Genomic DNA, 15,307 nt, shown 5'->3' on the forward strand with positions numbered 1-15,307 from the left:
CGCCATAACTTATTGGGGTTAACTTAATAAGTTATGGCTAATTTAACGGAGTTAGTCATGTTTAAATACACGACATTAATCATTAATTTACTCTTCTTAAGTGCTATCTGTTCAGCTGAACAAATTCATGACGAGAGTTTTTATCAAAAAAATCAAATAGAAAATGCTATTCAATTACCAGAAAGTATAAACTTTTTGGTGCTGGGTGATTGGGGCAGAAACGGACATTATGATCAACTAACCGTGGCAAAATGGATGGATATTGCCATGCAAAAATTCGATGGCGACTTTATTGTCACGACCGGCGATAATTTTTATTCCAATGGCATAGCCTCAGTTAACGATCCTTATTGGCAAACATCTTTTGAAGATATATACCGTGGTCCTCACTTATTTGAAGACTGGTATGCCACTTTAGGTAATCATGACTACCGCGGAAACTGGCAAGCTCAAATAGACTATAGCAATATAAGTCGCCGTTGGAATATGCCCGCGCCTTATTACGCAAAAAGCTTCACTTTAGATGACGGTGAAACGGTGCAAATGTTATTTATTGATACTAATCCGCTCAACCCTGAATACAAAAATCGCCCTAAGTATGCAGCAACCCAAATACCCGATGCAGATAAACAATTGGCTTGGATAGAAAGCCAACTACAAGCATCAGATGCTAAATGGAAGATTGTTATTGGTCATCATCCACTTTATTCAAGTGGAAAACGTTACGGAAAAACAGATGGAATACGTGGCGTATTAGAGCCCATATTCGAAAAACATAAGGTCACGGCCTACTTTGCAGGGCATGAACATGACTTACAACACAATCAACCAGAGAACACCACAGTAGCACATTTCGTTTCTGGTGCTGGCTCTGAAATTAGAACCGTTGCACAACGTGAATTTACTAAATTTGCCGCCGCTATTTCAGGTTTTATTGCGGTATCGGTAAATTCAAACGCACTTTTAGTTCAAATGATAAGTGGCGAAGGCAAAGTGCTATATCACACCAAAATTATGCAGGAGTTAAACTAACAATGAACAATGTACACAAACTATTAGTATCATCATTACTAATAATATTAGCCGGCTGTGAGAATACACACGCCCCAAGAGAGTCAATAACAGACGTTTTATATCCGCACGTTGAAACACAACCTGTAGACACCTCGGGCGATGCCGCTGACGACCCTGCAATTTGGATTAATCAACAAACGCCTGAAAAAAGCTTAGTGCTAGGTACCGATAAAAAACAAGGCCTTAATGTTTATAATTTAAAAGGCGAGATACTCCAACAATTAGCCATAGGCCGACTTAATAACGTTGATATACGTTACGGTATTAACCTTGACGGACAAACGATTGACCTTGCTGCTGCCAGTAATCGCAGCAATAACAGCATCAGTTTATTTTCAATAAGCAAACAAGGAAAAGTCAGCCATTTAAACGATATTATGACAACGTTACCAGAAGTTTATGGCTTATGTATGTATCGTGATAATAATGATAACCAATATGTATTTATCAACGATAAAGATGGACGCTTTCAGCAATACCAAGTCATTATTGAAAAGGAAGCCCTTAGCGGAAAACTTGTCAGAGAGTTTGCACTTAATAGCCAGCCTGAAGGTTGTGTTGCAGATGATTTAACAGGACAACTATATATGGGAGAAGAAGCCGCAGGTATTTGGACAACACCAGCGAACCCACAAGCAAGTGAGCTGAAAAAAATTGCTAATTTAGGTGAATTTTTAACGGCTGATGTTGAAGGTATGGGGCTTTACTATTATCAACAAAAGCCTTATTTAGTGGTTTCGAGTCAAGGCAGTAATAGCTATGCCGTATACGATTTAACCGATAACTATAAAGCGATTGGTCATTTTAGAATTGGTACTGACTTAAGCACACAAGTAGATGAAGTCTCTGAAACCGACGGACTCGAAGTAACATCAGTCGCCTTAGGCTCACAATGGCCTGACGGTTTATTAGTGGCACAAGATGGATATAACCAATTACCAGATGCAACACAAAACTTTAAACTGGTATCAGGCACGGGCTTACGTCAACTTATTGAAAAATGGACGAAGTAATCACTTAACTTTATTTCCATATAAGTAAACGAACCAAATAGCCTATAACGCGGCACGCCTTTAAAGGCGTGCTGCTTTTTATTAGGTTTTCATAATACATTGAAAATATGTACATTTATTTGGGCTACCTACGCCAGAGTGCTCTCTTCACACTCTATATTTTTAGAGAAAATCTCTACCAAACTAAAAATAAACGGTATGAAAAATATAAGGGTTGGTATAGATTATTGTATATTCAAGTAGATGGAATTACTGAGAAATCTACATAATAAATTGTTAAAGCGGGAAAAGAGTTTCTGTTTATTGAGTAATGTAAACATAACAAAAAAACAAACAATGAAAGTTATATGAAGTGTCCTCACTGTATGTTAAAAATTAGCGTGTTTTCTAAAGCCATGAATCGCTTCGGTACGCAGAAGAAGTGTCCACATTGATCAAAAATGCTGAATTGTCTCTAAATTATAAAATGGCAGCGATTCTATTCATTCCGACGATAGCATTATCAATTTTTATTATAAACCCCTTAGTAGCTGATCTAGGTTTTTTCGGTTCACTAATTTCAGGGGTTTTATATGGATTTATTATTTCGTTCTCTATGGAGTTGAGGCGTATGAATTAACCTATAAGGGTTTCCAAGTCGGATAAAGGGGAGTGTAAAATTATGAGTATTTTATTGATAGTGGTTATTATGACTAGCATCTGGGTTTTGATTGATGCTAAAACTATAGGCGTAAAAAAGGGCAGATAAAGGGGGTGCGCGATTTAGGTCCTTTAGGTTGGTTTGTTGTTTGCCTTGACTTATGGATTGTTTCTTTTCCATACTATCTGGCAAAACGTGGAGAATACAAGCGTATTAATAAGGTAAATAGTGACACTTAAAAACATACAAGCCAATTAAGCAGGGCACATTTTAGCCACTTAATAAGGCGCTAGATGTACAAATGTAGATTTAAGCTAATAAGAATAAAAAGGATTTTAACATGTTAAACTTTATAATTTTTCTAGTTATAATAATAAATGTAAGCTCAATTTATTATTATCGAAACTATTCTAATGAAGATGAAAAAACGGCATTCTTTAGTGGTGTTTTTACATTATCTCTTTTACCCGTTGTAGTGAAAGGCCTATTTTTAAGTGCCACTAACATTCAAAATATCTATGGTGACTTAAGTGGATATTCTTGGATATATTTTATTGTGTTTTTTACAACTTTATATTCAGCAATATATGTTTCTAAAGTGTTGGTAGCAAAAATATCAAATAAATTTTTTAATAAGTCAAACTAACAAGAACATCAAAATAACAGCTGGGAGTTTTTAATAATGGCACTTTTTTCGATTTCTCTCGGAGCCGTTTTCTTTTTAATATCTATCGCCTGGTTTGGATTCGTAGCTTTGTCTTCCCAAGTAGAAAACTCAGGATTCGCTTTTGGTTTTATTTTGGGTGTGTTTCCAGCGTTACTTGGTATGTTACTTATAGTTCCTAGTTCACTGTATAGGGCTATTTTTGTATTTACACAGAAACCAAAACAAACTTCGAAAGATAAAGTTACTTTAATAGCTGGGCTGTTAATCACATTCCTTTATAGTGTTGCTCTTATTAAGCTAATTTCCACATAACATGAGACTATCGCGTCAATAGTTAATTTTTAACCATTGGCACTTCACATTTAATTAAGCCGACTCTTTACCAATTTTATGCACTAATTTTCCTTTTAACTTTCTAATAGTTACCGTTAGCACTAAAGTACCATACTGCTATCAGCTAGATTACGTCATGCTAATAACACTAACTTAACCTTTAGGAAGTTCTATGCGCCTACTTTCAACAACACTACTCCTAACGTTGTTTTCTACTTTGTATTTACACTCTCAGTACGCTTTTGCTGATTTTACAAATTTGAACGACTTTGGTGAAAACCCTGGTGAACTAACAGCTAGTTATTATGCCAATAGCAAGACAAGTGACAATGTGGTGGTGCTGTTACATGGGTGTGTACAAAACGGTGAAACACTGGCCAAACAAAGTGGTTTTTTAGGGCTAGCGAAAGCACATAACTTCACGATTTTACTACCTCAACAAAGCGAAAATAATAATATAAAAACTTGTTTTAATTGGTTTTCTCCCCAAGACACCACCAAAGATCAAGGTGAAAGCTTGTCTTTAATTAATATGGTCAAGCATGTAAAAAATAAGATGAAAGCCAATAATGTTTATATTGTTGGCTTATCTGCCGGTGGCGCTATGGCAAGTGCCATGCTGGTTAACTATCCTGAACTATTCAAGTCTGGCGCAATAATCGCAGGTGTACCTTATCCTTGTGCAGATAATTTAATTAAAGCTATTTCTTGTATGCGCAGCGGCCCTTCTCAATCGCCCGAAGAATTAACGAAATTAGTTAAACAAATTAATAGCGCCTCTTCACATTGGCCAACATTAACGATTTGGACCGGGAAAGAAGACAAAGTTGTTAATGCACATAATTCAATAGCACTCGCTCAACATTGGGCGATGCTAAGTAAAGCCAATGAAAATCCTGTCACTGAAACTAAAGAGTTATACCAAATCAGTCGTTGGAATGATGAAAAAAATAATACGCTCGTTGAGTTAATTGAAATTGAAACAATGGGACATGGCATGCCGGTAAATCCTCAAAAAGATAATGGCGGTTCCGAGGCTCCGTTTGTGCTAAAAGGGCCAGTAAGTGCCGCATTAAACATCATTAAATATTGGGATTTACAGTAATAACCACAAATAAAAACTTAAAATAAAGCATTTAAATCAAAAGCTTAAAGATAATAACACTCGTATACTACTATAGTACAAATTATCTTTTTACAAAATTACTATAGAGTTCTTGCATACCAATAAGATCAAAAATTAATACTAAAGCAACACTATAATAATTAATGAAAAGTGGGGAAATTTATGAAATCACGCATCAATAAAGTTAGCGGTATCGCAATTGCGGTAGCAACAGCACTAACTAGCAATATATCTATCGCACAAGAAACTACAGAAACCGCTAATACTGGACTAGAGCGCATTGAAGTGACTGCTCGTAAGTCTGTTGAAAGCTTACAAGAAGTGCCAGTAGCCGTTACCTCAATTAGTGCTGACGAACTTTCTGAAAAAGGTATCAGTGTTATTACAGAGGTACAGCAATTCTCTCCTAACACCACATTACAAAGCAGTCGTGGTACTAACTCAACGATTACGGCGTTTATCCGTGGTGTTGGTCAGCAAGATCCTTTATGGGGTTATGAAGCAGGCGTCGGTATTTATATTAACGATGTCTACGTGGCTAGACCTCAAGGCGCGGTGCTAGACTTATTAGATATTGAACGTGTTGAAGTACTACGTGGCCCACAAGGTACGCTTTATGGTAAAAACACCATTGGTGGCGCAATTAAGTATGTAACAAAAGCCATGTCTGGCGACGGTGAATTTAAAATACAAGGTACTGTGGGTAGCTACGGTCAAAAAGACTTAAAACTAACAGGTCAGTTCCCACTTATCGAAGATAAACTTTTTGTTGGCTTTGGTGTGGCAAGCCTAGAGCGTGATGGGTTTGGCGAATTCTTAATTTCGGCAATACCTGGAGAAGATAAAGAAAACTACAATAAAGACTTAACCGCAAGCCGTATAACGCTAGAGTATCATGCGACTGACGATTTATTTTTCAGCCTAAATTGGGATAAAACAAAAGATAAGTCTAATTCAAAAGGTGGTTACAGATTACTGCCTAGTATATTAACTGATGCGCCAGTGCCTGATAGCGTATTTGACTCGTATACCAGCTTACCTACATGGAACGAAGTAGAACTTGAAGGTATTAGTTTTACCGCAAACTGGAGTGTGTCAGACAATACCACATTAAAATATGTGTATTCAGCGCGCGAAAGCTACTCGCCCACAAACATTGATTTTGACAACACTGCATTACAGATTTTTGACGTACCGGCTATTTATGATGATGAACAAAGCACGCATGAATTACAGCTAAACAACTATGGTGACAACTATAAGTTTGTTTCGGGTCTTTACTATTACGATGGTGAGTCTTGTGGACAATTCCAAGCAATTTTAACTGTGTTAGGAAATACCGCATTCGGCGCTCCTGGGTTAACTAGGGAAACAGGAGGTTGTAGTGACTCACAAAGTACCGCTGCTTATGCACAATTAAGCTATGACCTATCGGATAAGTGGTCTGTTACCGCAGGTGCTCGTTATACAAAAGATAAAAAACAAGCCAATGTATATAACGGTCTTGTTTTTGATGTTGTATATCCTGAATCAGGTTGGGTTTCTGGTTATGTAAGACCTGACGGTCAGTTAGTACCAACGGTGCTTGATGCTGAAGATGATTGGTCTAAATTTACCCCTCGTATCGGCGTTGAATATCAAGCAAGTGACGATTTAATGTTCTTTACCAGTTTTGCACAAGGCTTTAAGTCGGGAACCTTTAACCCAAGAGCAACCACTACCGAGCCAGCAGCAAACCCTGAAGATGTAGATTCTTTCGAATTAGGTATGAAAAGTGAATGGTTAGAAAATCGTTTACGTGCAAACGTTACTTTATTTTCGTTAGATCATAAAGATCGCCAATATATTTCAGTATTACCCGGCGCAACTACAGCTGATCTTAACCAACGTTTAGGTAATATTGGTTCGTCTGAAGGCCAAGGTGTTGAAGCTGAATTCACTTATCTAGCGACAGACAACTTAATGCTATCAGCTAACATTGGTTATATTGATTCAAGCTTTAAAGAAGTGTTTGATACTGACCCAGTAACAGGCGTGCAATTTGATAAATCAGACAGATTTTCCATCTCTAATACGCCTGAATATACTTATAACTTAGGGGCTAACTATACCATAGAGTCGGACATTGGTGATTTTATTCTAAATGCTAGTTACTACTATCGTGACGACTATGTATTATTTGAAGAAGACAGCTTATTAACACAAGACGGCTATGGTTTAGCGAATGTCAGTGTTAAATGGTACAGCACCGAAGGTAATTGGAGTGCTAGCTTACACGTTAAAAACTTAACAGATGAAGAGTATATGATCGGCGGTTATCAATTTGTTGCACCACAAGCTGACGGTAGTTACTTACCAGGTTTAGGCGGAGATAACACCTTAATTGGTTATTTCGGTGACCCTAGAACAGTTTCATTAACTGTGGGTTATCAGTTTTAATTAAATTGAGTATAAAAGAAATTAATTAGCAATTTCGCTAAGTTGACAAAAAGAGCTGGCATTAGTCGGCTCTTTTTTTCATACTGGTTTGTCACTGTTTGAGGAGTAGTTATGTCGAACGCAAAAGTTATTATTGCTGATGATCATCCGTTGTTTCGTACCGCATTAAAACAAGCCATTGTTGAATGCATTGAAGATGCTGGCACACTTGAAGCTGATAACTTCAACGAGTTACTTTCAAGCATCGAAGAAAACCCAAGCTTAGAAATTGTTTTTCTTGATTTACATATGCCCGGCAATAATGGTTTTACCGGCTTAACCCAATTACAAAACCATTACCCCGATCTTATTGTGATTATGGTGTCGTCTGACGATAGTGACGAAACTATGCAAAAAGCGATCAACTTCGGCGCGGCCGCTTTTATTCCTAAATCAGCTGATTTAAGTACCATTGCCAGCGCTATAGACAGTGTACTAGGTGGCGGCATTTGGTTACCTGAACATGTTGAAATGAATACCGATCAACAAACCATGATATCTCATCAAAAACTGGCAAAACAGTTAGCTCAGCTAACTCCACAGCAATACATTGTCTTAACTCAAATTGCAGACGGCCAATTAAATAAGCAAATAGCTTACGATTTAAACATTAAAGAAACTACCGTTAAAAAGCATGTTTCTGCCATTTTAATGAAATTAGAAGTGAATAATAGAACCTTAGCTGGCCTTGCTTATCAGCAACTTATGTTAGCGCCACCTGAAAACGTAGCTGACTAATTCATTTCTCTATTAGTTTACATGGTACTAAGGTACTAAATAAACTAACGCCAACATAACATAAGATATCTCCACTATTTTTATTTACGAAGTGGAAGTATTCTTATGCTAAAAGGTAAAGTGGCATTAATTACAGGGTCAACCAGCGGCATTGGTTTAGCTGCGGCTCATGTGTTAGCAGAACAAGGCATTAATTTAATTCTACATGGACTTATGTCTGATCAAGAAGGGCAAGCCTTGGCGCAAGAGTTTGCACAACAATATAATATAAAAACCGTATTTGATAACGCCGACCTAAGAGATCCTGAAAGTATTTCATCTTTTATGGATGCGGCAATGCAAGAAATTGGCACCATTGATATTTTAATCAACAATGCCGGTATTCAACATACCGAAAATGCAGTTAATTTTCCGCTAAACAAGTGGAATGACATTATCGCCATTAATTTATCGGCAGCCTTTCATACAATTCAAAAATCATTACCTGGCATGCAAAAAAACAATTGGGGCCGCATAATTAACATAGCCTCTGTGCATGGCTTAGTCGGCTCTGTAAATAAGTCAGCTTATTGTGCGGCAAAACATGGCATTGTTGGTTTAACTAAAGTTATCGCTTTAGAGTCAGCTGAGCAGGGCATTACCGCCAACGCTATTTGCCCAGGCTGGGTAGACACACCACTTATTAACGACCAAATAAAAGCTATTGCAGAGAAGGAGAATGTTGATTTTAATACGGCTAAATATAATTTAGTTACCGCAAAGCAACCTTTGCCTGAAATGATGGACCCGCGTCAAATTGGCGAATTTATTTTATTTTTATGTAGTGACAGTGCTCGTAGTATTACTGGCTCTGCACTACCAATGGATGGTGCGTGGACAGCTCAATAGGCCAACATAATGGACAATAAAGGTGAAATAATACGCCGCCAAGTAATGGGCGATGAGTTTGTTAATAAGGCATTAGCAAACAGTGATGAATTTACCCAACCCATGCAACATTATATTAATCAGCATGGGTGGGGCGCAACATGGCAACGTGAAGGTATTGATTTAAAAACCAGAAGCTTAGTTACCATTGCCATGCTAACCGCCCTTAAAGCCTCAACAGAGCTAACAGGTCATCTTAGAGGCGCGATAAATAACGGTGCCACTCAATCCGAAATACAAGAAGTATTATTACACAGCGCTGTTTATTGCGGCGCGCCTGCCGCACAAGAAGCCTTTAGAACCGCAAAGGCATTTTTTGATAGTATTGAAAAATAACGATAAACAGCCACAACCTTATCACTGTTCCACCTATTTAAAGTAGTACTATTAAGGCGCTACTTATTTCCTTTCTTAAATTATCTACAGTATCTCTTGCGTAAAAAAACAGCCGATAAAGGCTGCTTTTAAAAATTCAACAATGATTATTATTTAGCTCTAGCGTAGAAACTGCCCAATAAGTTGATAACTACGTTCACACTCTTCTTCAACTAAACTTTGTAGCAACATATACGCATGGGGCAAATCTGGAAAGTGGTGCTCTTCTACTGTTACGCCAGCAGCTTTTAATTTATTTAGATAGGCTAAGCCTTCATCTCTTAACGGATCACAACCACCTGTAATAATAAATGTTTCGGGCATTTTATTGGAAAACTCACCAAACAACGGCGAAGCTTTTTTAACAAGATCATCATGTAAATTTTCAACTTGAAAATATTGCTGAAAATACCAGGTAACTTTGTCTTTTTCGAGTAAGTAGCCTTGACCATTTTCATCAATTGAAGCAGAAGTCATGGTGTAGTCTACACTTGGATAAATCAGCACTTGCTTATCAATTTTTACGGCTTTATTTTCCACGTTATTCATTACCAATGTGGTACAAATTGCACCACCAGCACTATCGCCTGCAATGTAAAGTTTATCATTATAATTCAAACCATTAAGTAACGTTTTATAGTGAGTAAGTAGATACTGACAATCATCAATTCCAGCAGGATAAGGGTGCTCAGGTGCTAAACGATAATCAACACAAATTACAATACAGTTTGTGTGTTGAGCTAATTGTCGACTAATAGGGTCATACAATTCAACGCTACCGCACATATGACCACCGCCATGAAAATGCAATAATACTGGCAGTTTTTCAGTAGGCGCCGGGTGATAAATACGCACGGGTATTTTACGATCAGTAAGTACAAGTTCATCATTACGAACAAGCTCAATATCAGGTTTATTATCAAGAAGTGCTGACAAATTATTTAACCCAGTACGTACAGCTTCGGCACTGAATGGAATACCTTGTTGCTTTGCATCAGCAATAGCGGTATTAACTTGCATTAAAAAAACGTCAAGCTTTGGCGTAATTATTCCGCGCATAGTTCTTCCTTATTTTCTTTTTTCCCTGTTTCAGGCAAAAAGAAACTACCGATAAAAAAGGTTACACTGACAATAGAGATTAAAATAAATGACACCGTATAATCACCTTGGTTAATATCCACTAATTTACCAAAAACCCATAAAACAACCGTGGAGACTAAGTAACTAATCGAATAAAAAAGGCTAAATACTACCGTAATGCGTTGACCTGTCATTTTAGGTAATTCATGAGGAATAGAAACTAACGCAGTTATAGGGAAGAAAACAAAGAAGCCCAATAAAATAGCCGACACGGTTTGTAAGGTACTGTTCGTGCTAAATGAAACACCAATAATGGTAAGAACTATCATTGCACCTGACCAGCGAATTACTGGTAGTCGTAAGGGGACCTTTTTACTGTAAATCATACCGGCAAGGGTGCCTACAATCCCAAAGCCTATTACCCACGTACTTTGCGTAATGCCGGCCTTAGGGTAAAAAGTAAATAAACAAATATAAAACGCTAATAAGCCTGAATATGTTAACCCATAAATCCAATTAAACTTATCTTTAAGGCCATCTAAATAACTATAGTTATTATTTTTTTCTTCTTCCGCGGTTTGCTGAGTATCTGTTGCCTGAGGCTCAAACTTTACCAATAACCAAGCTAAGGCAAAAAACAAACTGGCTAGCGAGAAAACAACCAAGCTCATTTTCCAACCACCAGAGATCTGATTAATAGCATCCATTTGCCATAAAATAATGCCAGTACCCACATTAAATGCCACCGCATTTAAACCATTGATGACAGCACGTTCTTTTACAGGAAACCAGTGCATAACAATAGGATTAAAATACACCACCATAAAAGCGCCACCTAAGCCCATTAAAAATCGACTTATCAGTAACAGTTCATAATTAGGTGCGTACGGGGTTAATATGCCAATAACAATAAGGATACTTGAGATAAAAAAAGCGTATTTAATACCAAACTTTATCGCAATCCATGCCGCACCAAACGTACCTACTATTTTAGCTAAAGTCACCATGCCACTAATAAAACTTGCCGATGCTAAACTATCAACATGCATTGAAGACATTATTTGCTGCATGCTTGCAGCACCACCAACCCAAGCCATAGCAAACAGTACATAGCTAATAAAAACGATGGCCTCAACCAAGTATTTGTGACTAATTTTCATATAGGAAATTTCTAATCTAAAAAGATATTTGAACTCAGATTACCGTATGACACCATTTAAATAACTACTACCTTAGTTCACTATATTAGCTCTGTACATTAGTACACTATAATACTCACTAAACCATGTTATGCTTAATTCGTTTTTTAAATGCATAAAACCTAATAGCTTTTAAAGCGATTTAGTAAAAATTATTAATAGCCTCCACAGCATATACAACATAAATAAGTAAGGGTGGATCAATTGTTAGTTTGGCTTTCTTTAGATACATGGTTTATAACCTTACTCTCTATTGCCTATCTCGTATTGCTTTTCATTGTAGCTCATTGGGGGCAAAAGCAATCACCTGAAAACTGGTCAAGAAAACCGTGGATTTATAGTTTATCTTTAGGGGTTAGTTGTACCTCTTGGGCATTTTATGGAACGGTTGGCCAAGCTGCGACTACTGGCGCTTGGTTAGCGCCTATTTATATTGGCACCATTTTTTGTTTAGTGTTTGCTTGGCCAATGCTTTACAAAACCTTGCTTATTATTAAACAACAAAACCTAACCTCTATCGCCGACTTTATCGCCTTTCGTTATGACCGGTCACCTAAAATTGCAGCCACGGTTTCTATCATTGCTTTATTAGGTACAGTGCCTTATATCGCCTTGCAGTTACGCGCGATTAGCGGAAGTTTTGATTTGTTAACAGGTACTTATCAATCAGGTATTAGTACTGCATTTATTGTCACTATTGTGCTAATTGTGTTTAGCGTTTTTTTTGGTACTCGGCAAGTCGCGGCAAACAAACAAAACCAAGGCTTAGTATTAGCTATTGTCTTTAGTTCGATAGTGAAGCTATTCGCTTTAACTGCCGTAGGTATTTTTGCCACATTTTTTGTGTTTGACGGTTTTGGCGATTTACTCAATCAACGAGAGACAATTAATCCGCAAACAGTTGGTCAATCAACTTACCTGATTACCGCACAGGCTATTTTGGGTGCTATTACGATTTTTATTCTGCCACAACAGTTTCATATGATGATGATTGAAAATCATAATGAACAAGAGTTGAAAACAGCGCGCTGGTTATTTCCTCTGTATTTAATATTAATTAATCTCTTTATTTTACCTATTGCTATAGCAGGGCAATTAACCTTTCCAGGTGGCAGTGTTGACGCAGACACCTACGTATTAACCTTGCCATTATTTTATCAGCAAGCATGGTTAGGTGTAGTGGTGTACATTGGTGGTTTGGCCGCGGCAACCAGTATGGTTATTGTATGTGCCATCGTATTAAGCACCATGTTTTCTACTGAAGTATTAAACCCACTGGTTTTAAAGTTCCGCTTATTTAATACTAAAAAAACATCACAGCTGTCAGGCTTATTACTTAATTTAAGACGTTTTTCCATCGCCATTATTTTACTGTTTGGTTTTCTATTTGAACGTTTCATTAATCAACAAAGTCACCTTGCTTCTATTGGCTTACTGTCTTTTGTTTTATTATCGCAATTTGCTCCTGCAACCGTTGGCGCACTTTATTGGCGTAAAGCTAATACTAAAGGGGCATTAATAGGGTTAATTGCTGGCAGCTTCGTTTGGTTTTACACTTTGTTATTACCCGCTTTAATACCTGAAAGTACCTGGGTTGAATATGGCCTATGGAATATCTATTGGTTAAAGCCTACCGCGTTATTTGGCATTACTTTTTTAGATGCTACCAGTCACGGTGTATTTCTTAGCTTGATAACCAATCTTGCCTGTTATGTACTGGTATCACTTTTAACCCATCGTAGTGTTGGCGAAAAATTACAAGCAGAACTCTTTGTTAATAAAACTCAAAATCAATTTGAACGCCATCTCTCTATTGATGACCTTTATAGCTTATTACACCGCTTTATTGATAAAGAGGCTGCTGAAGAATTACTGAACTTTGCTAAACAAAACACGCGCAATAACCAACTAAAAAATGAAGCATTAATTGAATATACTAGATTACAGCTTTCAGGAGTTTTAGGTTCAGCTTCCACCCGCATGGTAATGAAAGCCGCTTCTACCTCACAAAAAATGCCGCTTGAAGATGTCGTCAGTATTGTTGATGAAGCTAGCCAAATGTTTCGTTTTAACCGTGAACTTTTGCAGTCTGGCGTAGAAAACATTGAGCAAGGTATTAGTATTGTTGATGCAGATATGCGCTTAGTTGCATGGAATCAACGCTATATTGAACTATTAGATTACCCCGAAGGGTTAGTTACAGCAGGCAAGTCAATTGAAGACTTGCTGCGATTTAACATAGCCAAAGGTATTATTACCGGGGCAGAAAGCGAAGGGCTAATAGAGCGTAGAATTGAACATATGCGCTCGGGCAATAGTCATTACTTTCAACGCACTATGCCTAATGGCATTGTTATAGAAATACGTGGACAATCAATGCCTGGTGGAGGCTTTGTTAGTACCTTTACCGATATAACCGCGCATATTGAAGCTGAAAAAGCCTTAAAAAGAGCCAATGAAGATCTTGAAAAACGTGTTGAAGAAAGAACACAGGCATTAAGACAGGCCATAGCTGAAGCTGAAGCGGCTAACAGTAGTAAAACCCGATTTTTAGCGGCCGCCAGTCATGATTTAATGCAACCATTTAATGCGTTATCTTTATTTACTTCTATGTTAAAAAAGAAAGTAAAAGACGATGAATTAGCCTTACTAGCGAATCACATAGACGACTCTCTTAATGTCGTTGAAGCGTTATTATCTGACTTAGTTGAAATATCTCGTCTTGATAACAGCTCAGAGAAAATTGAAAAAAGCCATTTTGCTTTAGACGAATTACTCAGCCCGCTGAAAAATGAATTTATCTTATTAGCCGAACAAGAAAACATTAGTTTTCATTACCAAAAAACAACGTGCTGGGTTAATACTGACAAAAGAATGTTGCGTCGCATTATTCAAAATTTTTTATCTAATGCGGTACATTACTGTAAAGACAAAACCGGCAATAAAGCCAATATTCGCAGCAAAATACTATTAGGTGTTCGTCACACAAATACCCATATTCGTATTGAAGTTTGGGATAACGGCCCAGGTATCCCTGTTGATAAACAACAAACTATTTTTCAAGAATTTGAACGCCTAGAACAAACACGTGAAGTGCCTGGATTAGGGCTAGGACTAGCCATAGCTGAACGAATGTCTTCATTATTAGGGTTATCCATTTCATTGAAATCTACTGTAGGTAAGGGCACAGGATTTATGATTGAGGTGCCCCGCATTCAACGTAAAGCTGCGGTGGAAGTTAATAACCTTGAGCTCACCTTAGACAAACAAGTAGATAAATTTTCTAATATGTCAGTTATCGTCATTGATAACGATGCATTAATGTTAACGGCTTTGTCCTCACAACTTACCGAATGGGGTTGCCAAGTCTTTATGGCAAAAGATGAAGTTGCCTTAATGAAGCACGTATTAACCACGATGAAAACAAAACCTCGCTTAATTATTGCTGATTATCACCTAGACAATAATAAAAATGGCGTAGATCTCGTACTAGAATTATTAAATAACCAACACTGGGATATTCCTTGCGTGATCTGTTCAGCAGATCCATCAGAGCAAGTACGCCAACATACCAGTGAAGCCAACTTTCTCTTTTTAAGAAAGCCAATTAAAGCTTTGGCATTAAAGCGTTTAATACGACAGCTGATCACATCTTAG

The 15,307-nt window shown here is 37.4% G+C and carries 12 protein-coding genes; 10 read left to right on the plus strand and 2 right to left on the minus strand.

The annotated features are described in order from the left end of the window. The first annotated feature begins 57 nt into the window (after positions 1-57). From IE155_RS13420 to IE155_RS13460, 9 genes are all read left to right on the plus strand, one after another. Positions 58-1,032, plus strand: a complete 975-nt coding sequence (locus tag IE155_RS13420) for a purple acid phosphatase family protein (protein ID WP_189378759.1) — start codon at positions 58-60, stop codon at positions 1,030-1,032. Positions 1,033-1,034: 2 nt separating this feature from the next. Then, positions 1,035-2,087 carry a phytase gene (locus IE155_RS13425; protein ID WP_189378760.1) on the plus strand — a complete coding sequence of 351 codons (1,053 nt, stop codon included), beginning with the start codon at positions 1,035-1,037 and terminating at the stop codon, positions 2,085-2,087. Between the two features lie 980 nt (positions 2,088-3,067). Beyond that, complete coding sequence (locus tag IE155_RS13430) at positions 3,068-3,373, plus strand: hypothetical protein (protein ID WP_189378761.1); 306 nt, start codon at positions 3,068-3,070, stop codon at positions 3,371-3,373. A 36-nt stretch (positions 3,374-3,409) separates the two neighbouring features. Continuing rightward, a complete protein-coding gene (locus IE155_RS13435; protein ID WP_189378762.1) occupies positions 3,410-3,706 on the plus strand; it encodes a hypothetical protein in 297 nt (98 codons plus the stop codon). A gap of 193 nt (positions 3,707-3,899) precedes the next feature. Further along, positions 3,900-4,832 (plus strand): extracellular catalytic domain type 1 short-chain-length polyhydroxyalkanoate depolymerase, encoded by a 933-nt coding sequence (locus IE155_RS13440; protein WP_189378763.1) that lies wholly within the window; start codon positions 3,900-3,902, stop codon positions 4,830-4,832. Between the two features lie 183 nt (positions 4,833-5,015). After that, positions 5,016-7,292, plus strand: a complete 2,277-nt coding sequence (locus IE155_RS13445) for a TonB-dependent receptor (RefSeq protein ID WP_189378764.1) — start codon at positions 5,016-5,018, stop codon at positions 7,290-7,292. Between the two features lie 111 nt (positions 7,293-7,403). Beyond that, positions 7,404-8,069, plus strand: a complete 666-nt coding sequence (locus IE155_RS13450; protein WP_189378765.1) for a response regulator transcription factor — start codon at positions 7,404-7,406, stop codon at positions 8,067-8,069. Positions 8,070-8,174: 105 nt separating this feature from the next. Beyond that, positions 8,175-8,957 (plus strand): 3-hydroxybutyrate dehydrogenase, encoded by a 783-nt coding sequence (locus IE155_RS13455; protein ID WP_189378766.1) that lies wholly within the window; start codon positions 8,175-8,177, stop codon positions 8,955-8,957. Between the two features lie 9 nt (positions 8,958-8,966). After that, entirely contained in the window at positions 8,967-9,332 is a 366-nt protein-coding gene (locus IE155_RS13460; protein ID WP_189378767.1) for a carboxymuconolactone decarboxylase family protein, read from the plus strand. Between the two features lie 159 nt (positions 9,333-9,491). On the opposite strand, the gene IE155_RS13465 is transcribed toward IE155_RS13460, so the two are convergent. Beyond that, positions 9,492-10,430, minus strand: a complete 939-nt coding sequence (locus IE155_RS13465; RefSeq protein WP_189378768.1) for an alpha/beta hydrolase — start codon at positions 10,428-10,430, stop codon at positions 9,492-9,494. Next, on the minus strand, positions 10,418-11,611 hold the full coding sequence (locus IE155_RS13470; protein WP_189378769.1) for an MFS transporter: 1,194 nt from the start codon (positions 11,609-11,611) through the stop codon (positions 10,418-10,420). Before IE155_RS13470 ends, IE155_RS13465 begins: the two co-directional genes overlap by 13 nt. 234 nt (positions 11,612-11,845) lie before the next feature. On the opposite strand from IE155_RS13470, the gene IE155_RS13475 reads away from it, so the two are divergent. Beyond that, complete coding sequence (locus tag IE155_RS13475) at positions 11,846-15,307, plus strand: hybrid sensor histidine kinase/response regulator (RefSeq protein ID WP_373295374.1); 3,462 nt, start codon at positions 11,846-11,848, stop codon at positions 15,305-15,307.

The organism is Thalassotalea profundi (genome assembly GCF_014653195.1).
Classification (GTDB): Bacteria; Pseudomonadota; Gammaproteobacteria; order Enterobacterales; family Alteromonadaceae; genus Thalassotalea_B; species Thalassotalea_B profundi.

Bases quoted from the DNA above. Each gene is read 5' to 3' on its own strand.
- IE155_RS13455 (WP_189378766.1), top strand. From the start codon at position 8,175: ATGCTAAAAGGTAAAGTGGCATTAATTACAGGGTCAACCAGCGGCATT.
- IE155_RS13430 (WP_189378761.1), top strand. From the start codon at position 3,068: ATGTTAAACTTTATAATTTTTCTAGTTATAATAATAAATGTAAGCTCA.
- IE155_RS13425 (WP_189378760.1), top strand. From the start codon at position 1,035: ATGAACAATGTACACAAACTATTAGTATCATCATTACTAATAATATTA.
- IE155_RS13435 (WP_189378762.1), top strand. From the start codon at position 3,410: ATGGCACTTTTTTCGATTTCTCTCGGAGCCGTTTTCTTTTTAATATCT.
- IE155_RS13420 (WP_189378759.1), top strand. From the start codon at position 58: ATGTTTAAATACACGACATTAATCATTAATTTACTCTTCTTAAGTGCT.
- IE155_RS13460 (WP_189378767.1), top strand. From the start codon at position 8,967: ATGGACAATAAAGGTGAAATAATACGCCGCCAAGTAATGGGCGATGAG.
- IE155_RS13470 (WP_189378769.1), bottom strand. From the start codon at position 11,611: ATGAAAATTAGTCACAAATACTTGGTTGAGGCCATCGTTTTTATTAGC.
- IE155_RS13440 (WP_189378763.1), top strand. From the start codon at position 3,900: ATGCGCCTACTTTCAACAACACTACTCCTAACGTTGTTTTCTACTTTG.
- IE155_RS13450 (WP_189378765.1), top strand. From the start codon at position 7,404: ATGTCGAACGCAAAAGTTATTATTGCTGATGATCATCCGTTGTTTCGT.
- IE155_RS13445 (WP_189378764.1), top strand. From the start codon at position 5,016: ATGAAATCACGCATCAATAAAGTTAGCGGTATCGCAATTGCGGTAGCA.
- IE155_RS13465 (WP_189378768.1), bottom strand. From the start codon at position 10,430: ATGCGCGGAATAATTACGCCAAAGCTTGACGTTTTTTTAATGCAAGTT.